12 protein-coding genes and 1 pseudogene are annotated in these 21,006 nt (G+C 52.1%); 12 read left to right on the forward strand and 1 reads right to left on the reverse strand.

Annotation, left to right across the window (positions count from 1 at the left end; translation table 11 throughout):
* Window positions 1–325: 325 nt before the first annotated feature.
* Window positions 326–8,242 (reverse strand): AAA family ATPase, encoded by a 7,917-nt coding sequence (locus ACO6VE_RS11055; protein ID WP_422461289.1) that lies wholly within the window; start codon window positions 8,240–8,242, stop codon window positions 326–328.
* Between the two features lie 106 nt (window positions 8,243–8,348).
* Here ACO6VE_RS11055 and ACO6VE_RS11060 point away from each other — a divergent pair.
* From ACO6VE_RS11060 to ACO6VE_RS11115, 12 genes and pseudogenes are all read left to right on the forward strand, one after another.
* Window positions 8,349–9,683: pseudogene (locus ACO6VE_RS11060) on the forward strand (DEAD/DEAH box helicase family protein); the annotation flags it as partial.
* Window positions 9,664–11,109, forward strand: a complete 1,446-nt coding sequence (locus ACO6VE_RS11065) for an N-6 DNA methylase (RefSeq protein WP_422461291.1) — start codon at window positions 9,664–9,666, stop codon at window positions 11,107–11,109. The pseudogene ACO6VE_RS11060 and the gene ACO6VE_RS11065, both read left to right, overlap by 20 nt.
* Before the next feature lies 1 nt (window position 11,110).
* Complete coding sequence (locus ACO6VE_RS11070) at window positions 11,111–11,758, forward strand: virulence RhuM family protein (protein WP_422461293.1); 648 nt, start codon at window positions 11,111–11,113, stop codon at window positions 11,756–11,758.
* 168 nt (window positions 11,759–11,926) lie between these two features.
* Window positions 11,927–12,415, forward strand: a complete 489-nt coding sequence (locus ACO6VE_RS11075) for a GIY-YIG nuclease family protein (RefSeq protein WP_422461295.1) — start codon at window positions 11,927–11,929, stop codon at window positions 12,413–12,415.
* On the forward strand, window positions 12,408–12,749 hold the full coding sequence (locus ACO6VE_RS11080) for a hypothetical protein (protein ID WP_422461297.1): 342 nt from the start codon (window positions 12,408–12,410) through the stop codon (window positions 12,747–12,749). The genes ACO6VE_RS11075 and ACO6VE_RS11080 overlap by 8 nt, the downstream gene beginning before the upstream one ends.
* Before the next feature lie 344 nt (window positions 12,750–13,093).
* Complete coding sequence (locus ACO6VE_RS11085) at window positions 13,094–14,074, forward strand: restriction endonuclease subunit S (protein ID WP_422461299.1); 981 nt, start codon at window positions 13,094–13,096, stop codon at window positions 14,072–14,074.
* Window positions 14,075–14,117: 43 nt separating this feature from the next.
* Window positions 14,118–15,395 (forward strand): AAA family ATPase, encoded by a 1,278-nt coding sequence (locus tag ACO6VE_RS11090; RefSeq protein ID WP_422443915.1) that lies wholly within the window; start codon window positions 14,118–14,120, stop codon window positions 15,393–15,395.
* Window positions 15,392–15,934 (forward strand): hypothetical protein, encoded by a 543-nt coding sequence (locus tag ACO6VE_RS11095; RefSeq protein WP_422461301.1) that lies wholly within the window; start codon window positions 15,392–15,394, stop codon window positions 15,932–15,934. Before ACO6VE_RS11090 ends, ACO6VE_RS11095 begins: the two co-directional genes overlap by 4 nt.
* On the forward strand, window positions 15,924–16,610 hold the full coding sequence (locus tag ACO6VE_RS11100; protein WP_422443919.1) for an RNA ligase family protein: 687 nt from the start codon (window positions 15,924–15,926) through the stop codon (window positions 16,608–16,610). Before ACO6VE_RS11095 ends, ACO6VE_RS11100 begins: the two co-directional genes overlap by 11 nt.
* Before the next feature lie 579 nt (window positions 16,611–17,189).
* Window positions 17,190–18,596 (forward strand): tyrosine-type recombinase/integrase, encoded by a 1,407-nt coding sequence (locus ACO6VE_RS11105; protein ID WP_422461303.1) that lies wholly within the window; start codon window positions 17,190–17,192, stop codon window positions 18,594–18,596.
* Window positions 18,597–18,862: 266 nt separating this feature from the next.
* Window positions 18,863–20,158, forward strand: coding sequence for an AAA family ATPase (locus tag ACO6VE_RS11110; protein WP_422461305.1), 1,296 nt, complete (start codon window positions 18,863–18,865; stop codon window positions 20,156–20,158).
* A 2-nt stretch (window positions 20,159–20,160) separates the two neighbouring features.
* The gene (locus ACO6VE_RS11115; protein ID WP_422461307.1) at window positions 20,161–20,859 is read left to right on the forward strand and encodes an RloB family protein; all 699 of its coding nucleotides are present in this window, start codon (window positions 20,161–20,163) and stop codon (window positions 20,857–20,859) included.
* Window positions 20,860–21,006: the final 147 nt, after the last annotated feature.

Raw genomic sequence — 21,006 nt, forward strand, 5'->3', positions numbered from 1 at the left:
TGTTGTTATTAAAGAACTTGTACGTTTTCTGATCATCAGGTAAAGAAAAAGTTCCATCGAAACAGTATTGAGTACCTTGTCTTGCACTTAATGCTATAGCTGCAAGTGTCGCTCTGCTTGCGAATTCCCAGCAACTTGGGCACCCCACCGGTCGGTTGCTGCTTTGGTCCCCCTGCGGCTGTTTGAAGGGTTCAGCGATTACCTGAAAACTGACGTTTATGCCATTTATTGAATTCACGCTTTTTTTCGTTGTTCATGAAACTAAGAAATCAAGCTTTCTGTTGATTTGGATCAATTACCACGATTCAGGATTTCATTTGGTTAACTACTTATCTGCCCTGCTCAATTCTGCAGCCAGTGAATCCGGATCCAGCGAAGAGCAAAACTCCCGGGCCATCGTTGTCAGCTCAGCTGATGTCAGCACCAAGGCATTACTCAGGTTCAGCGCTTGCTGTAAACAGGAGCGATCAGAATGAGATAATTTAACACGTGCATCTTTTGTCACGTTTGTTATGCCAATCAGTTCCTTTGGAGAAGATAACTTACGGGTGCCCTGTATTAATTGATCATCACCAAGTCGAGTATCGCCATTCCTGGCTTCCCAGCAGACGGTCAGGCTCCCACCATTAGCGTTGGTCTTGTGATACAGATATTGAAAAAATGCTTGTTCGACAGATTGCCAACAATGTTTCTTCAAATCTTTCAGCTTCTGTTCCTCTTCACTTGAGATTTGCATGTGCCTCCATTCCCAGTCGGGCCATTCGCAGTCGGGATGGACGGAGTACAGAAATCTTTTTGCTTGCAAAGGTAATTCAAGATAAGCCTGAATAGACATAACAGATTCTTCCATTATTGCATGAATCTGCAAATCGCTTAAGATCGATAGTCCATTCGTTTCATCTTTATTTTTCAAGTTCCAAAGTCTGGCTTTCCGATGTATTTCAAGATCATGAAATATCACCTGCTTTTGTCTCAGCTCGTCAAACTCCGAACTATCCCGAAATACCCGTGGCAAAATGGCGTTGGCCATATCAAAAATGTTAGTTTTATTCCAATCTGGTTCACCGATCATAATCACTGGGCGCTGATGGTTTTTTCCAGCCCGCATCATGGGAAAGGCGGCCTTGTGTGCCAACATGCGTCCTATATCCGGAACTCCCGTTGGATTATTGGTCCAGGAATCATTCAGCGATGAGCAGGTGATCAAGGACTCAAAGGAATCTGAATGCCCACTGTGGCCGTGGGTAACCAAAACGGGTTCTGCCAAGGCCTCAAGTTTTTCCTGGTCATTCGACTTGCCCGTTTTTTCATAGCCATAAAGATACGTGTACCATTTTTTCCGGGCATCGGCTATGTAAGGCTTCAGTTCATCAACGCCCTCCAGACAATCCAGGAATGTGTGATATCCGTTTAGAAAGCGGATAGGGTTGTTATACGCCGGTATTTCATTTTTGTTTCGACAATAGGCTGTGTCCGGGTCCAGTAAACCGGATGCCAACGCCTCCCGGACAAAATCGATAGTCGAAGGCTTCGAGAAATCAGCGCCTTCCAGTGCTTTGTCTAAAGCAGAAAGCCAATCGTTAATGTCACTATTACCATTTATAAACAGTTTTTTGATATCCATGAGTCGTTTTATAATCTGACCATCTGCTATGTCCTTGATGCTGTTGTGCAAGCCGGAGTGCAAGGTATCTGCCAATATTTCCCTTTTTCCCCCACCAGATAAATCCGCTTCATCTTCGAAAAAGAGCTTACGTACTATGTCATTGCCAAGCTGCGCAGCCATTTGTTTCAGTAGAGCATCACTGTCGAGCAGCCCGGTTAAGTCCTCTTGATCGCACAGTTCTTCGATTTGAGAACTCTTTGGCGTTGCCTTTTGAATCGGTTTATCGGGCTCTAATATTTCCAACTGGGTAGGGGCACCACCCAAATCCTGCCTCGACTGCCAGCTGCGACCGTCATCCAGGGAGTACTCGGGAAATACATGGACGGTATTGCTTACCAATCGGGAGGCAATGCCAAAATAGCGGCAAAACGTTACAAATATCACGGAGCGATGCACGCAAGCCCCTTGCCGATTTTGCAAGAGATACTGGAAGAAGCCTTTACTCTGCTCCGGTTTGGCCTTACCGGTAAACTGTTGACAATAATTGGCAATTGCCTCAATGCGTTGCCTGGGAGACTCTGCCTGTTGAATAGCAACCAAGTCTTTACGCAGCCCTTCCGGAAATCCCTGAATTTTCTCAAACAGGGGATCAATGCTGGTTTTTATGGTGCTTGAACAGCATGTTTCCGGACGATCTGTCCAGTCTTTCACAAGCTGCTTACCAGTAAGCGACGTATGGCGTTTACTTGACTGTCGTTGAACCACGTAAGTAAAGGCTATGGTTTCGTTTCTTTTGGCAGCAGGTACCACTACGCTGTGCAGCCCGGAATAGTCGTCTCTGCGCAGATGGAATGGCAGGTCGGGCTCAAGGCTCATATCGATAATGTCTTCATGGGCACTCAGACCCGGGAGCCTGAACAGGCCATTGACCGCTTTCAGGCGGATATGTGCCTGGCTTTGATTAACACCAGTCATCATATTTTTCTCACTGGCCGGATGCCTGGGTAACGTGACCTTAACCGGCACTGGGGGCAAATCATTAATGATGATGGAACCGTCAGCCGAGACAATGACATCCAGGCAACGGAATCGATACTCTGCTGGATGGTATTCGCTGTCAGCAAAGTAGCTGCCAATCACCCGGTCTGCCTTGATTCGGCGCTCATAATCGGTGTTTAAGTTCAATAGCTCTTGTGTGATTTGCAAAGATTCCAACAATATTTTGTCTCTGCGTTTTCGTTTTCTCTTGTCTTGACCGGTAATGAGCCTCGCTGTCAAGGCCCCTGCCATGCGCGATAATGTGGACTTTTTTCCGGATCCGGCATGACGGCTGCGGGCTGATTGGCAAGCGGCTTCGACGGTTTGTTTTTCCGAGCTTGATGCTTCACTGATCGGTCCGCAATGGCCACCGGGTTGTACGTCTTTGGTTTTATCTCCGGTTTTCCCAGCGGCTAAAACCGTCAAGGCCCCTGCTATGCGCGATAATGTGGACTTTTTTCCGGATCCGGCATGACGGCTGCGGGCTGATTGGCAAGCGGCTTCGACGGTTTGTTTTTCCGAGATTGATGCTTCACTGATCGGTCCGCAATGGCCACTGGGTTGTGCGTCTTTGGTTTTATCTCCGGTTTTCCCAGCGGCTAAAACCGTCTCTGGCGTGACCTGATCAGATGGCGGGCTGACAGGACGAGTCAGCAGTTGTCGCAGCTCTTTCCAACAAGCGGGCCACAGATGAACCGGCTGTATACCGTGATGGGCAATCAACCGGTCAGCATGCGGCAGATATCCCTGCCCTGTTTTTGCCATGGCTTGTTGTTGGGCGGCTGTTAATAGAAACGCGGTGTCCGGGGCCATGCCGGTATGCCCGAAGCGGTGGTTAAACCACTGTTGTTGCCAGTATCGGTAACAGGCCTGGGTCAGGACATCGTCGGTAATATCCGGTGCCAACGACAGGCCGGACGCTTGCCACTGCGCCCGGGCCAGCAGAGCGATGATTGCCTGCCGGGCCTGCGTGCCATCCAGATCCCTGTGGACAGTGATCTCATGGCGATCTTCCCTGAGCAGGGTGCACGCACCGAGGCGAACCAGCCAGGGACGCTCCAGGTTGGGTATGGTGGTATTAAGCCAGGTGCACAGGGCTGGCTCAACCGTACCTTTATACTCTGTTGCCACCGGCAGGCCCGATAATTTGTCCAGTGTCGTTTTTGCTGCCAGTAGATAGAGCTGGTAGTGCTGGCTGAACTGTTGCCTGATTGCCCTGTTGCTGAAGTCGCCACCTTCGGCAACGGCCCTGGCCAGTCTTTGCAGATCCAGGCTGGTGGGGCGCAACGCCAACTTTTGCTTCTCCAGGCATGACCGCAGTTGACAGTGCCACCGGGCCAGTAACGCGGCCACAGCTGTCGCGGTCTGCGGCAGCACTTTACCGGCAATCGCCTGCAGTTCCGCTGGCTGGTACTGACGGATGGGCAGATAGCGGAATCGCCCTGCCAATGCCGGTGACAGGGCTTTGCGACCACCGTAGTGCGGCGGGTTGATGGTGGCAAACAGATGAAAGCCCGGTTGGGCATCACCGGCCAGAATATCATTCAGCTCACCTTCCAGATGTTGGCTGCCGATCCGGTTGAGTTCGGCAATGACCACGATCTCACCGCGGATTTTTGCCCGGTCGATAGCGTTGCGCACGTCGTCCCAGGTGCAATCGCAGGCGTTCAGGCTGTGGACTTCAGGCAGGGTTTGCTGGCGTGCGCTTAACTGCTGTCGGTAACTGTTGATCAACAGTTGCAGGATAACATCTTTACCCCGGCCGGCCGGTCCCTCAATCAAGGTGGCCAGACGCCCGCTGTGTTGCCGTTGCTGTTGGTTCGCCTGCTGGCAACGGCTCAGATCCTGCCCCAGGCAATGCACCAGTTCACTAACGGCAGCCCCGGATGTATCAAATTCGGGTTTGAACTTAGCCACTGTCTCGGTAAATGTCCGGTTGATGTCAGTCAGGGTTTTGTCCCTGACTTGTTCGGTCAGGGTCTTGTCCACCGGGTATTGACTGGCAAACCAGATCGCCAGGGCGGTCCGGGCATCCTGGTGGGTTGCGCTGATGGCCGGGTCAAGCACATCGTGGAAGCCCTGCAAGACCAGCCCGTGCAGCTGGGCAGGGGTAACTGGTCCGGAGGTTACCGGCTGGCTCTGATCCAGATACCAACTCACCCAGGCGCAGATATCCGTCAGGTCCCTCGGGGTAAACTCGTGATCCGGCAGCAGCTCCGGGTAATACTGCCAGAGAGCCATGACACTGTCGGCGGCCTGCTGTGCCAGCGCCTCTGCCTGGCTTTCGGGCAGATGCCATTGCAGCGAGGTCAGCAAGGCAGGGGCCACCACCCGGTCGCGCAGAAAAGCCCGGTCCAGAGGCGGGTAGTAAACCGTGGGCATGAGTGCTTTCAGGGTCGGGTCCAGCTGTCGTCCGTCGTAGTGATCCGGGTTGCCGGTGAGAATCACCCGGTGGTTGAGGCTGACGGTGACCGGATGACCATCGACATAGACACAGGGGGTCGGCTCCCATAATCCGTTCAGTGCCGCCAGCAGGCCGGTTCTGGCCAGGTTGGCTTCGTCCAGCACCAGGGTAACATACTCCCCTTCAGCGCCGGGCTTGGTGTTGGCCCACGCCATCAGTGCCTGATCCTGCTGCATCATAAAGCGGTCATTACTGTCCGGTTGCTGCCGCCACTGCCAGCATTTCATCAGGGTCTGCTCACTGTCCGAGGGTCCCAGGGAGAGCACCCGGACTGGGCCGCAAGCCCTGGCCATCTTAGCTGCAAAATAACTTTTGCCGGTGCCGGTTTCACCCTGCAGGAAAATCACCGGTGCCTCGGCCAACCGTGCCCGTAATCGCGCCAGACGACGGCTTTCACGATCCTTCTGGTGGGCTCGGGCGTGACAGAGATCACTGGCCAGTGCCCGCAAGGGCTCTGCTGTGGAACCCTGCCAAACCAGTGACCGGCTTAACTGCTCACTGATACGCGCTGATGCCGCTTCGCTGGGGCCTGCCGCCCGGGCCAGGGTAAAGCAGTCTCTCGCCAGGGTGTGGATGGCATCGGAGCGTGTCTGCCCGGACATCAGAGGCAGAGACCAGCCCGCCGTCAGGGCATCTTCCAGCCGTTTGATCTGGGCCGATGGCCGGATGGGCAAGTTGCTGTGGGTGCAAAAGTCCCCGGGGTTGATCTGTAACTGGCAGGCCATCGCCTGTTGCTGTGCCTGAGGTGCCTGGGCAACCAGCAGAGCGCAGAACTGGTCAAGTACTTGCTGTTCGGAGTCGGAATCCAGCGGTTCGTCAAAGGATAATGACCACAATCCAACTTTGCCGGGGGCAGGCAGTGCCGGGCCAAAGGCTCTGGCCAGCTGCCACAGGTGATCTTTGATAAACGTCCGGTCCAGTGGCCGGGCACTGGCAATAACGCCTTGCAAACGGCCGGGATCTACCCAGTGGTTCCCGTCAGCATCGGGTAGCAACCGTCGGCAGGCTACCTTGATGAAATCACGCACGGAGGCCGTCTGTCGGGTACGGTGGGTCAACAGGCTGTCAATGCCCTTGCGCCAGTGTCGGGGTGCCAGCGCAGAGGCATTATCCCGGTGCTGCACCTGCCGGGCGGCCAGGATCAGACTGTTCAGCAGGCCTTCGGTAAGGGTGGGCAATGGCTCACACAGAGAACGGGGGATCGTCCTGAACGCCTCGTAGAGTTTGGTGATGGTCTGTTCAGGCAGGTCGGCGCGGTTGATGTCGTGCCGCCTGGCACAGATGGCCCAGATATCCGGCTCGGGACACGGCGTTGCTCTGGCCAGTGCGGCGCTGAGCAAGGGTGACGGACTACTGTCTGACGCCGACCAGAGCACAGTGATGCGGGCTCTCGGGTAGCTGAGCAGCTCGCCGTTCACCAACAGGGGCTGGGGCTGCACGCAGTAGAGTGGCTCCAGCGCCTGCAGCAGCTCCGGGTTGCTGGCCAGCCCTCGAAAGACTACGGGAGTTCCTGCTTGCAAGGCCCTGTGCAACCGGGTCGGACAACGACCAAACCGGGCCTGTTGCTCTGAAGTAACGTGGATATTGTCAAACAGCTGGCTAAGGGTGGTCTGTTCGTTGACCTGAATCACCAGTGGCGGTTCCGGCTGAGCGGCAAGCCAGGCAATGGCTTGTGGGGCTTGTTGGTAAAGCACGGTGGCGCAGTACCGGTTCCCGGTGAGCGCGGCAAGTAACGCTTGCTGTCTGGTGCTCGCTGACTTGCCCGGTAATTCCGATTGCCACTGTGGGGCAGCAACCTGCAGTACCGGTTTTATCCCCGTTGCCTCCCAGATGCCCTGCAAAGCACCCAATAGCCGGAACCAGAGCGTGGTACTGAGGGGGGCGGTGACAATAACCGCACCACCGGCCCGGATCTGCTGCTCCAGCAGGTTATTGGGGACGGCATAACCCTGCTCAATACGTATCGGATTCAGCCACTGGGCCATTCTGACCGGATTGATAAGGATATTGTGCTGCCCGGCAGTCCTGTCAGGTGCCTGGTCATCCTTGCTATCAGGGTTGCTATCCAGCGAACGGAACAGCGTGACCAGCTCCTGCTCAGCAACGGGCATCCGGTAAAACTGGATACCCCGGGCTAATTGGCGAGTCTCACCATTGCATGGGTACTCCTTGCGCACCAGCAGCTGGCGGATGGACTGTTCAAAGGACAAATCGTGCCAGTCAGCCCCCTTCAGAATGACCTGTTGGCCAGGCCGCAGCTGCTCAAGCTGGCCGGGTATGTGCCGGATACGCCCCTGGTGATCGACACCGGGACCACCAAACAGCAGCGAACGCCAGTGGCTGTGCAGATGGCAATCAATGGTAACCACATCGCCATCGTCCCCCGGGGTGCCGTGGTATTCAGGCAGCAAAGCGGTGTCAATGGCATCCGGAATCTCTTTATCGGAGGTTTGGGTCTCAAACTGCCAGCTGTTACCCGGGCGATTGACGCGGCGCCAGAAGTCAGCCCCCGGAGCCTGATCGTTGCTGCCCATTGTGGTTAGCTGCTCGGGGCTGGCCAGTACCAGCAGCGAGACATGGTTACCCAGGGGGCGCTTCTCTTTTTTTGTCCGGTCGTATAGACATGGGTTCTCAGGGTCCAGCAGTTCATTGAACGCTGGCAGCTCATCGCTGGTGAAAGAACGAATGTCCAGTACCAGCGTCAGCGGGGTATCGCTGGCAAAGAGTCGGCCAGACTCAAGGACGGGCTGGCTGTCAGCCGTAATGTGCAGACGCTGCACCAGGTTGTCTTCGCACAAATCATCGGGATGGGTGATAAGCAGCACATTCCCGCCGCTGTCACTGGTCCGGGCGTGCAGCAGACTGCGTACCTCTTGATCAGAGGCTACAAAATGAAAATCGAATGATCGGCCAGGCTGTGCAGTGGGATACTGCCGCACCGCTCTGGTTTTTCCGGTTGTCTGGTGTTTTGCGCCAGGGGACGTTGCGGGGGATAATTGCCCTGGTCCAGCAGTCATCTGAATCTGAGGGGGTAATTCCTTGATTTTGTGGTGTATTTCGGGCTTGTTGTTTTTACCTGGACATAAATTGTCAGTGATTAACACAACGGATTGAGAAGCGTCCTGAATATTCATAAAAATCCTTTTTTTCTTGTATTTCCCTGCCTCCTTGGACAAATAGACACATAAAAAGTTCAAAGTCCCGGGACCAGAACAAGAGTCTGTAACAGACCACACGATAGATGATATGACCCAGATCCGTCAGGAAGTGAAACTGCGGGATGGCAAGGTGGTGGTGCGTGGTCAGGCGGTTGCCCGCAGAAAGGTGAAGTCGGCAGATATTGTACTTTCTCATAAGCCTGGTTTGCCGCTGGCGGTGGTGGAAGCCAAGGCCAATCAGCATGAAATCGGCAAGGGGATGCAACAGGCGCTGGATTATGCCCGTCTGCTGGATGTGCCGTTTGCCTTTGCATCCAATGGTGATGGTTTTATCTTCCATGACAAAACCAATCCGGCAACCCTGGAAACCGAAATCCGGCTGGAAGACTTCCCATCACCGGAACAGCTCTGGCAAAAGCTCTGCCTCTGGAAAGGCTATACCGAACAACAATTGCCCATTATCACCCAGGATTACTACGACGATGGCAGCGGCAAGTCGCCCCGTTACTATCAGCTACAGGCCATCAACAAAACCGTAGAAGCAATCTCAGCAGGCCAGGATCGGGTACTGCTGGTGATGGCAACAGGCACCGGCAAAACCTACACCGCCTTCCAGATTATCTGGCGACTGTGGAAAGCCAAGAGCAAGAAGCGCATTCTGTTCCTGGCGGATCGCAATGTGCTGGTGGACCAGACCCGCATCAACGACTTCCAGCCCTTCGGCACGGCCATGACCAAAATCACCGGCCGCAAGGTAGACCCGGCTTACGAAATCCACCTGGCGCTGTACCAGGCACTCACCGGTCCGGAAGAGCACCAGAAAGCCTACAAAGTGGTCCGTGTCGATCTGGATGTAGATCTGCAAGGCTGGCGCCCCACCAAGGGCCAGACGGACAAACACGGTGAAGTGATCGAAGACCGTATTTACAACCAGAAAGACTTTGACCGCACCCTGGTGATCGACGAACGCACCCAGCTGGTGGCACAGACCATCACCAGCTACCTGAAACGCACCGACCTCATGGCCAAGACCATCGTCTTCTGTAACGACATTGACCATGCCGAACGGATGCGTCGTGCACTCATCAACCTGAACCCGGAACAGGTGGCCAAAAACGACAAATATGTGATGAAGATTACCGGCGATGACGACCTGGGCAAGGCGCAGCTGGACAACTTCATCAACCCCAAAAAGCCCTACCCGGTGATCGCCACCACTTCTGAACTGATGACCACCGGCGTCGATGCCAAAACCTGCAAACTGGTGGTTCTGGATCAGTCCATCCAGTCCATGACCAAGTTCAAACAGATTATTGGCCGTGGCACCCGGATTGATGACCGTTACAACAAGTTGTGGTTCACCATTCTGGATTTCAAAAAGGCGACAGAGCTGTTCCGTGATCAAATCCATCCAGGACATCATGCGCAAAGACGCCGGTGTCGATGGTGATGCCCAGCGTTTAGGCCAGATGTCCTGGCTGCTGTTCCTGAAAATCTTCGATGCCCAGGAAGAAGAGCTGGAGTTTGAGTTGGACGACTACCGCTCACCCATTCCCGAAGAATACCTCTGGCGCAACTGGGCGGCAGACAAACAGGGCATGACCGGTGATGAGCTGCTGGGCTTTATCAACAACGACCTGTTCCCGGACCTGAAAAACCTGATCGCCCCTGTGGATAAAAACCCCCGGGGCTTTGTGGTAAAGGAAGCCTTCAGCGATGCCTTCAACTACATGAAAAACGGTACCCTGCTGCGTCAGGTGATCAACAAGCTGAACGAGGTGGATTTTACCGACTCCAAAGAACGACACCTGTTCGGTGATATCTACGAGCAGATTCTGCGGGACCTGCAAAGCGCCGGTAATGCCGGTGAGTTTTATACGCCCAGAGCCGTCACCCGCTTTATGGTCAATCGCATCAACCCGCAGCTGGGCGAAAGCATTATGGACCCGGCCTGTGGCACCGGCGGCTTTCTCGCCTGCTCGGTGGATCATTTGAAAGACCAGGTGAAAACTGCTGCTGATCATCAAACCCTGCAACAGCAGATCCATGGTGTCGAGAAAAAGCAGCTACCGCACCTGCTCTGCACCACCAATATGCTGCTCCACGGCATCGAGGTGCCGGTGCAGATCAAACACGGCAACACCCTGAACAAGCCGCTTTCCAGTTGGGATGATCAGGTAGATGTGATCGTCACCAATCCACCATTTGGCGGCACCGAAGAAGATGGCATTGAGAAAAACTTTCCGTCAGAAATGCAAACCCGGGAAACCGCCGACCTGTTCTTACAGTTGATCATTGAGGTTTTAAAAGACGGTGGCCGTGCGGCAGTGGTTCTGCGCGATGGCACATTGTTTGGCGAAGGGGTCAAAACCAAAATCAAAAAACTGCTGACGGAAGCCTGCAACCTGCACACCATCGTGCGCCTGCCCAACGGCGTGTTTAATCCGTACACCGGCATCAAAACCAATATCCTGTTCTTTACCAAAGGTCAGCCCACGAAGGAGATCTGGTTCTATGAGCACCCTTACCCGACAGGTGTAAAGAACTACAGCAAAACCCGCCCCATGAAGTTTGAAGAGTTCCGGCAGGAGATGGACTGGTGGGGTAATGAGGCGGACGGTTTTGCCACACGGGTAGAAAATGAGCAAGCCTGGAAGGTCAGCATCGACGAGGTGACCGTGCGCAACTTCAACCTGGACATCAAAAACCCCCATGTGGGCGAAACCATCAGCCACGATCCGGACGAACTGCTGGCCAGCTACCAGCAACAGCAGCAGGAAGGGCTGCTTGGACAGTTGCAAACTATCCTTGGCGAAGCGCTGACCAACCGGAGCGGGAGATAACGTGGCCGACACCGACCTTAACATTGCCATTTATGAAGCCAGCCAGGGGAATATTCAGGTACTGCTGGACCAGGAGACCATCTGGCTGTCCCAGCGGCAACTGGCAGAGCTGCTGGAAACCAGTATTGATAACATCAGCCTGCACCTGAAAAACATCTACAAAGAGGGCGAGCTCACTGCCGGGGCAACTACCGAGGATTACTCGACAGTTCAGCAGGAAGGCCAGCGGCAGGTACGCCGGAAGGTCAAACATTACAACCTGGACGCCATTATCTCCGTGGCTTACCGGGTTAACTCCCGCAAAGGCACCCAGTTTCGCCAGTGGGCCACCAGCACCCTGAAAGAGCACCTGACCCGTGGTTACACCATCAACCAGCAGCGGTTCGAGCAGAATGCCCAGGAGCTGGAAGCGGCCCTGAAGCTGGTGCGCAAAGCGGCGGCCTCCCCACAATTGCAGGCGGACACCGGTCGTGGGCTGGTGGAGATTATCAGCCGCTATACCCAGACCTTTCTCTGGCTGTCAGGAACAGAGCCCTTCATTAACTTCCCGATGACACTCGATCTCCGCTCAGGATGCACGGACGAAGGGTGTGCCACAACCGCACATCATTTCAATGAGTTTGACGTGTACAATCTCCGTTCACCCTGAGCGTCCTTCGGCTCCGCTCAGGATGCACGGACGAAGGGTGTTTGGTATGATCCATCAGTCTGGAGCCTCTCCCTTCTACTCTTCCTCAGAACCCAGGGTGAATGTGTTATCCTTGCCAGCCTTTAACCAACTACCGAGGATTCCTCAGAAGTTCAACGGGAACCATTCATGTCTTTCTTTGTATACATCCTGCAATGCGCAGATGGCAGTTATTACACAGGACACACAGACAACCTGGAACAGCGACTGGCCCAGCATCAGTTGCGGTATTTTCCAGACTGTTATACAGCCAATCGCCTACCCGTTGAATTAAAGTATCAACAAGCCTTCCCTTCCCGTGAGGAAGCCCTGGCGGCCGAACAGAAAATCAAGGGCTGGAGCAGGAAAAAGAAAGAGGCCATGATGCGAGGAGATTGGTCACAGGTGTCCCATCTTGCCCGTTCTTATTCAGCGCCTTCCGAACCGCAAAACCCCGTGCATCCTAAACAACCAAACCCCGTGCATCCTAAACAACCAAACCCCGTTCATCCTGAGCAACCAAACCCCGTTCATCCTGAGCCTGTCGAAGGATGTGGACTCCGAACCAACAACGAAGACCGTGCCAATCACCCTTCGACTCCGCTCAGGGTGAACGGAGATTGTACAAACAATGACTGAGCAACTGATCGTAAATCACCTCTCTACGCTGGCGCTGGCGCTGGCGGTGCAGAACAAATCCGCTTCTGGCCGAGGTTCCGGCAAGAAGATTGACCTTTATGGCATTAAGAAACTGCGGGAGCTGATTCTGGAGCTGGCGGTCCGGGGGAAGCTGGTGGCGCAGAATCCGGAGGATGAGCCTGCTTCCAAGCTGTTGGAGCGGATTGAAGCCGAGAAGGTGAGGCTAGTTCAGGAAAGGCAAATAAAGAAACAGAAGCCTTTGCCATTAGTTACTGAAGATGAGAAACCATTTGAACTTCCAGTTGGTTGGGAATGGGGGAAGCTGGGAAATTGATCCAGCAATATTCATTATGGTTACACAGCTTCAGCCAAACATGATTCTGAAGGAGTTAGGCTACTTCGAATAACCGATATTCAAAACGATAGAGTTGATTGGGAAACAGTACCAGCCTGCGAGATTACAACTGAAAACTCTGAAGCATATAAGCTGGAAAGCGACGATATATTGATAGCCCGAACCGGAGGAACAGTAGGAAAATCCTACTTAGTTGAGAACATCAGTGTTCATGCAGTTTTTGCGTCATACCTGATTAGAGTAAAGAGAATCTCTTCTATGTATGCGCCATTTATCAAAACTTATCTCAGCAGAAACGCATCGTCACCAAAGTCGATGAACTGATGACCCTGTGCGACCAGATTGAACAGCAGACCGAAGCCAGCTTGTCCGCCCATACGACACTGGTAGAAAACCTGCTGGCAACCCTCACCAACAGTGCCAATGCCGAAGAACTGAAGCAGAACTGGCAGCGCATCGCCAGCCACTTCACCACCCTGTTCACCACCGAGGCGAGCATCGACCAGCTCAAGCAGACCATCCTGCAACTGGCTGTGATGGGCAAACTGGTACCCCAAGACCCCAACGACGAACTCGCCGCCACACTGCTGGAACGCATCGCCGCCGAAAAAGCCCGGCTGGTCAAAGAGGGTAAAATTAAAAAGCAGAATCCGCTGCCGCCAATTGCGGAGGATGAGAAGCCGTTTGAATTGCCGGATGGGTGGGAGTGGTGTCGTCTGGAAGAGTTGACTCAGATAATAACCAAGGGCTCGTCACCTAAGTGGCAAGGAGTTTCATACACTGAAAACCCTTCTGATGTACTCTTTGTCACCAGTGAGAACGTCGGTGCTTTTGAGCTTATGCTTGATAAAAAAAAGTATGTTGAGCAAAAATTCAACGAAGTTGAACCTCGCTCCATACTGGCGAATGGTGACTTCCTAATGAATATTGTTGGTGCATCGATAGGAAGAACCGCGATTTATGACATTGATGATCTAGCTAACATAAACCAGGCCGTATGCTTGATTCGTATCTTTAAAAATCTTCTTTGCAGCTCATTCTTCCTTCAATTTTTCAATAGCTCTATCTGCATTGGCTATATGTTTGACAAGCAAGTTGATAATGCCAGAGCCAACTTGAGCATGGGCAACATCGCTAAGTTCTTAATACCTGTTCCACCAACGGCAGAACAACACCGCATCGTCACCAAAGTCAACCAACTAACAACCCTCTGCGACCAAATCAAAACCCACCTGCAACACCAGCAGCAAACCCGCCTGCATCTGGCCGATACGCTGGTGGAGCAGGCCGTCAGTAACCGTTAAAGTACACTTACCAGAAGCGCTCGCCAGTCAACCAAAGGAAGACATGATGCTAACCCGACTAAAACTATCCAACTTTAAGGCCTGGCGGGAGTCCGGTGATGTTCAGCTCAGGCCAGTGACTTTGCTGCTGGGGGAAAACTCCACAGGTAAGTCCAGCCTTTTGCAAAGCCTGTTGCTGATGAAGCAGACGGCCATGTCTCCGGATCATACGGTTCACCTCAATCTGGGAGCTGAAGCGAATGACTATGTGGATATGGGCTCATTTGAGGACCTGCTGACCCGAAACCCGGAGAAGCGTAAGGTCGGTATTGAGCTGGATATGGATGACAGTAAAAGCCTCTGTTTCTTTTCGGTGGAATATGCCCAGGATTACAAAAAAAGTCCGGTCATTGAAAGCATGAAACTGAGTACGGATAACGAGCACTGGTTTCGTGTCGCACGGACTGAACGGAGTGCATTTGGCATCTATCTTCCCGGTGAGACACGCACCACCTTGAAGGCACGCTCCTATGCGCCAGAGCGTGGTATTGCCTTTTCAGCAGATGCGATTGCAGCCATGGGTGAGTCGGGAAAAACGGTTCAGAACCTGAGCCTGCAACTGCGCCGGGAACTTGAAGCAATTTCCTACCTTGGTCCACTGAGAAACAAGCCTAAACGGACCTATATTTGGAATCGCACCCGCCCGGGGATCATTGGTGACGATGGTAGCAATGCGATACCCGCGCTTCTGGCCAGCGCTCAGGCCGGAAGGAGAAACGATGACAATCTTGTTGGCTCCGTATCCCGCTGGCTGAAAAAAATGAAGATCGCTGACAAGCTGGAGGTAAAACAGCTCAGTGCCGGTCATTACAGCGTGCTGATTCACCGGGATGGTGTGGTCGCTAACCTTCGGGATGTAGGGATTGGTATATCTCAGGTGTTACCGGTGCTGGTGCTGGCTTATTTTGCTCCGGCATATTCTACCGTTCTTCTGGAAGAGCCAGAGATTCATCTGCACCCGCAGGCTCAATCTTTGTTGGCGGAGTTATTTCTTGAGGTCAGCAAAAAGCGTCATGTGCAGTTTATTGTGGAAACCCACTCAGAGCACCTGTTCCGACGTATGCAGACATTGGTCGCTAAAAAGAAAGCCTCGCCTGAACAGTGCGCCCTGTATTTTGTCGAACGCCAAAAATCCGATGCTGTTCTGAAAACATTAACCATGGATGATTTTGGCAGGCTTTCCTACTGGCCAAAGAACTTCTTCGGCGATGCGACAGGGGAGGTGCGGGAACAGGCAAAACAAACCATGCTCCGGATGAAAGAGGAACGTAACCAATCATGAGTCGGCATGTTGTTGATACCAATGTTTTGATTGTTGCCAGCGGCGAACACCCTGACTCACCGTTTTCATCATACAGGCATCCTGTCGAGGATGCGGGTGAGGCAGAAAAGGTTCTGGAGTGGCTGATGGACTTTGAGCTCAGCGGCGGTCGTATGGTGTCGGACTACGACTATGAAATTTTTGGTGAGTATGAAAAAAAGCTCACTGAACAAGATTATGGTCTGATGGTTCGGCGTACGAAGTTCGATAGGAATGAAATCGATTATGTTGCGCTTGAATGGGAAGATGATCCAGCCAATCCCGACAAGGTTGCCGTACTACCCAAACAACTAAAAGATGTTGTCCACGATCTTGCCGATAGAAAAATGATAGCTGCCTGCTTAAAAGCAAATGAGGATGGTATGGCCTGCACCCTCGTGAATGCCTGCGATACAGACTGGTACGACTGGCAAAAGCAACTTGAAGTAGCGGGCGTAGAGGTTGAGCAGATTATAGAAGAATGGTCCCGCAAAAAATGGAAAGAACACCATGACCGATGATTTCTTCCGCTTTCCCCACACGCCACACATTCAATGGTTGGGTTCTGGTGAACCACGGGGCGATAAACTGTTATCAGATTCCGAAGTCTATGAACTGCTGCATGCAAAGCTGACCGTGGAAGAAAAAGTCGATGGTGCCAATGTCGGCTTCTCTGTCGGCCCTGATGGGAAACTCAGGGCTCAGAATCGTGGTGCCTGGATTGAACGGGATATAGGCGGTCAGTTCAAGCACCTTTGGCGATGGGCAGCCCGTTACGAGGCAGATCTGATCAACCTGCTGGGTGAGCACCTGATTCTGTTTGGGGAGTGGTGCTATGCCCGTCATTCCCTGGCTTATGAGTCACTGCCAGACTGGTTTGTCGGGTTTGATATTTATGACTGTAAGGCAGACAGATTCTTCTCGGTTCCTCGCCGCGATGAGCTAGTTGCCCTTCTGGATCTTCAGCCAATCAAACCGCTTGCCGTGGGTACCTTTTCAATGGAGAAGTTAGAGGCACTGCTGAGCAGGCCATCTCACTACGGTGCAATCAACATTGAAGGTATTTATCTGAGGCAGGATCAGGGGGAATGGCTGAAGCAAAGAGCAAAACTGGTCAGAAGCGACTTTACCCAAACGATTGGTGAGCACTGGACCAGAAAAGGCATTATTCCCAATGAGGTTTTCGGCCAGAGATAACGGTAGTCTGTCGCTCGATTCCCTGTGATTTTTTGCCGCCAAAACGGTTCAATCTACACCACTAAAAAAGGGAGGGAGAAATCTACTTAAGGTTTTTTGACGACTGAGCATGCACAAAGGAAAATTTATCCGGCGAGTCTTTGATTACTGAAGACCGTAAGAAGTATTTGTTTATGAGTGACAGAAGGCTGCATTGCAGGTCAGAGCCTGATACCGATTAGTACCGTTACAGCCCAATCGAAAGTGGGGGCAATAGTGGGGGCAAACAGACAGATACAAAAAAGCCCGTAGTGTTTACTAACGCTACGGGCTTTACTGTATATGGTGCCGGCACCAAGAGTCGAACTCGGGACCCACTGATTACAAGGCATCTATAACTGCTTCCCATAGCCATCCGTAAAATCCCACCACCCTGCTCTACACCCCTTGTTTCACGGGCTCTGTAGAAGATCGCATTCCCATAAGCTACCATAAGAATTTGCTTCATCCCACGCGAAACGGGGACTAAAACGGGGACTAAATTGAGCTTAGTCCCCACTTCCAAAAATCGAATAAATAGAACCATGGTTGGAGTTATTGATGCCACAGTACTCACCCACCCAGATTGAGAACATGACCATTGATGGCAAGAAGAAAATCAAGATCAGTGAGCCGGTCGGGGGGAAAGGTGAAGGGACGCTTGTCTATAAACAGCAAAAGAGTGATGTTGAGGCCTATTACCGGTATCGGGATAAAGGCGAAGACACCACGCTATTTATTGGCCGCTACAGCCGGTTGGGTAAAACCGGCCTGAAGCTGAATGAGATACGGGATAAAGCAAGGGAGTATGCCCGCATAAGACGGGAAATAGCGCCGGTTGATCTTAAGGATCATCTCAAGTTTGAAGAGGCCCGGCGGCTACAGGAAATGGAAGAACAAAAGCGTCAGGCCGCAATTGAAGCAAGCCACGGCACACTGGAAGACCTATGCGCCTTATATGCAGCCAGTCTACACCGCCGAAAGGCATCGTCAGCAAGGGATGTTGAGAACTCCCTGAAACGAAATGTAATAACCCCTTTCCCCCATCTGGCAGCTCGCAAGGCCAATACAATTACACCGGATGATTTAATACCTTTATTCCAGCGCGTACTGGAACGGGGCGTCACCCGAACCTACAACATGGTCAGAAGCAACCTTAAGGCGGCCTTTAATCTTGGTATGAAATCGGACCATGACCCCAGGCAACAGCTTGAGCATGGCAAACGCTTCAGCATCCAGTTTAATCCGGTGGATGCCATTCCAAGATACGCTGAGTTTGATCGGGTCAGGGAACGATCACTCTCCAATGAAGAGCTCCATCAAATGTGGCACCACCTTGAGTCTGGCAAAGAAACATGGAGCCCGTTGTATGGCCTGCTCTTGAGGTTCTGTTTTGTTTGTTTTGGCAATCGTCCTGAACAGCTTAATGATATCAAGTGGTCCGACATTGATTTTACCAAACAAACATTAATGTTTGTTGATACCAAAGGTAAAAACGCAATCCCAAAGAAACGCGTTATCCCGCTCACAAACAGAGCAATGGCCATACTGGAGCAGGCTCAGCGAATATCAGGTTGCTTTGATGGTCCCTTTATCATCACCGGTGGATCACCCATCGATATACGCAACCTTGGCCGCTTTGTGGGCGCCTACAACGACTGGCTGCAAGATAATGCAATGGCGGAAGGCAAGCAGCCTCCGGAACGCTTTACCGCAAAAGACCTGCGCCGCACAGCTACCCGCCTGTTTACCGATTGCCGTGTCCTCAAAGAACATCGCTACCTGCTGCAAAGCAGGGAAGATGGCAGTGTCGAGTCCAAACACTACGACCACGATGACAGGCTGCCAGAAAAGCGGGATGTCGCCAAAATCTACGACGATTACCTGAGCAGAATCATTGAAGGCGCGGCTAATGAGGAATCAGACAATGTTATTCAGTTCAAGGCAACGGTGCCCTCCATTGCATAAACCCTTTAACTGAGTTTATCCATACACGGGGAAATGGTTCTCGATAATGAGGATCACCCCGTGAGAACAGCGTCTTCAGACTATATCCCTGTTTCTTTGTTATCCAACCCAAAAAGCATCAAACCAAGCATCTTTATCCAGTTTAATAGTAAAATAAGACAATTCGTGATGAAATAAAATACAAAACTGGACTGCCTTACAAATAAACCTATAATTTAAACATAATATGCTGTATTCGCCTCACTAACCTGATAACAGAGGCCGTTATGTTAATTGAGTTCTCGACCACAAACTTCCGTTCCTTCCGTGAAAGGCAAACCCTGAGTATGGTCAGGGGTAAATTAAAAGATGACGATAAGCTGGATACCCACAGCTTTCCCTTCCCGGATAAGGCCGACATGGCCTTGCTCCGTTCTGCAGCCATCTATGGTGCCAATGCCTCCGGCAAGAGCAACCTGATCCGTGCCCTGAGAACCATGAAACGAGTCGTGGTCCAATCTGCAGGCTGGCAGCGGGGAAAGGAACTGCCAATGGAACCTTACTTGCTGTCCACGGAGACGACCCGGGAACCCTGCGAATTTGAAGCCTCCTTTTATGCCAACGGTGTCCGCTTTCAATACGGCTTCTCAGCGACCAGCGAGCGGGTTATGGAGGAATGGCTTTATGCCTACCCCAGTGGTCGGGCACAGAGCTGGATCGAGCGCGCTTGGGACGAAGGTAGCCAATCCTACCAATGGGGCCGCATGGAGGCCTTGAAAGGCCAGAAGAAACTGTGGAAGGACAGCACTCGGGATAATGCCTTATTGCTTTCCACTGCCGTACAGCTCAACTGCGAACAGCTTCAGCCGGTGTTTGACTGGTTTGAAAATACGTTGAAGATTGTCGGCATCAATGGCTTTAATCCGGGATTTTCTATCAAATCGTGTGAGAAGGGTGAACGGAAGAAAGAAATTGTTAATTTCCTCAAGTCAGCTGACCTGAACATTACGGACATCAAGGTCAAGCCCAAAAAGATCAGCGCCAATGACTTACCGGAAGACATGCCGGATGATATGAAGCAATCCATCCTTCAGCAGTCAGAAGCCAAAGCGTTTGTAGATATCCAAATCATTCACGAAGGTGAAAATGGTGCTTCGGTTGCGCTCCCACTGCAAAATGAATCCGATGGCACCAGAAAGTTATTCGCCTATGCAGGCCCGTGGCTTGATGTACTTAAAGAAGGCAGCGTACTCTTTATTGACGAGCTGCATGACAACCTGCACCCATTAATCGTCCGGATGCTGGTCGGCCTGTTCCATAACAGCCAGACCAACCCGAAAAACGCCCAGCTTATGTTTACCACTCACGAAACCTCAATCCTCAGTCAGGAAGTGTTCCGTAGAGATCAGGTCTGGTTCGCGTCTCAAGAGGGGGCACAGGGTACACACCTAACCCCCCTTTCTGATTTCAAGGTACGCAAAGGCGCAGAGGATATTGAGCGTTACTATCTGGATGGCCGATACGGTGCCGTGCCCTACCTGCCGCACTTTTATGCTGATGTCTCTGTGGCAATGGGGAATTGATTGTGGCAGACCAGTTGTTCAAAAAGCGTAGAGCAAAAAAAGCAGCAGAGCTTTCCCGACAGCAAGCTAAACGGGAGTCTTATGACAAGGTTCTGATTGTCTGTGAAGGTACAAAGACCGAGCCCAACTACGTGAATGAAATCAAGGACGAACTAAAGCTATCAACCGCTAACGTATCCATAGCCCCTTCACCCGGTTCTGACCCACTCAGCGTTGTTGAGCATGCAGAAACTCTGGTCAATCTACAGGCTCGGCAGAAGCATTTAGACAACTACGACCGAGTATTCTGCGTGTTCGATAAAGACGAGCATGAAGAGCATGGCAATCGCTACAGCAAAGCCCTGAGCAAAATCAGTCAGATCAAAATTAAGGGTGTTACCTTTGCTGCCATTACCTCTAACCCCTGCTTTGAAGTCTGGCCGGTTCTCCACTTCGAAAGGCGAACAGCGCCTTTCTTACCCACCAGCAAGAGAACCGCAGCCCAGGAAGTCGCTCATCACCTTAGCCAGTACCTCCCTGACTATGAAAAAGGCAGGCAGGGCCTCTACAGCCAGATTAAAGGACAAACCAAACAGGCTATCACCTTTGCCAAAAGGCTTGAGCATGAAAACCAGAAAAGCGGCAGCGATAACCCCTCTACGCAGATGCATGTACTGGTCGATTACCTTTACAAACTGAAATGGGGTGAGATTGCCCGATAGCCGAAAGAAAAAAACTCCCAGGTCTTAATCAAGCACTTTCATACATGTCATAAAGGTGTAGTGGTCAAGTAAAAATGGACACCTGATTAAGCCGCTTTACTGAATTCCTGTTGCTCAAAGTCCACAGGGCTCACGTAATCAAGATAG

This window comes from Endozoicomonas sp. ALB115, from assembly GCF_049310245.1.
Classification (GTDB): Bacteria; Pseudomonadota; Gammaproteobacteria; order Pseudomonadales; family Endozoicomonadaceae; genus Endozoicomonas.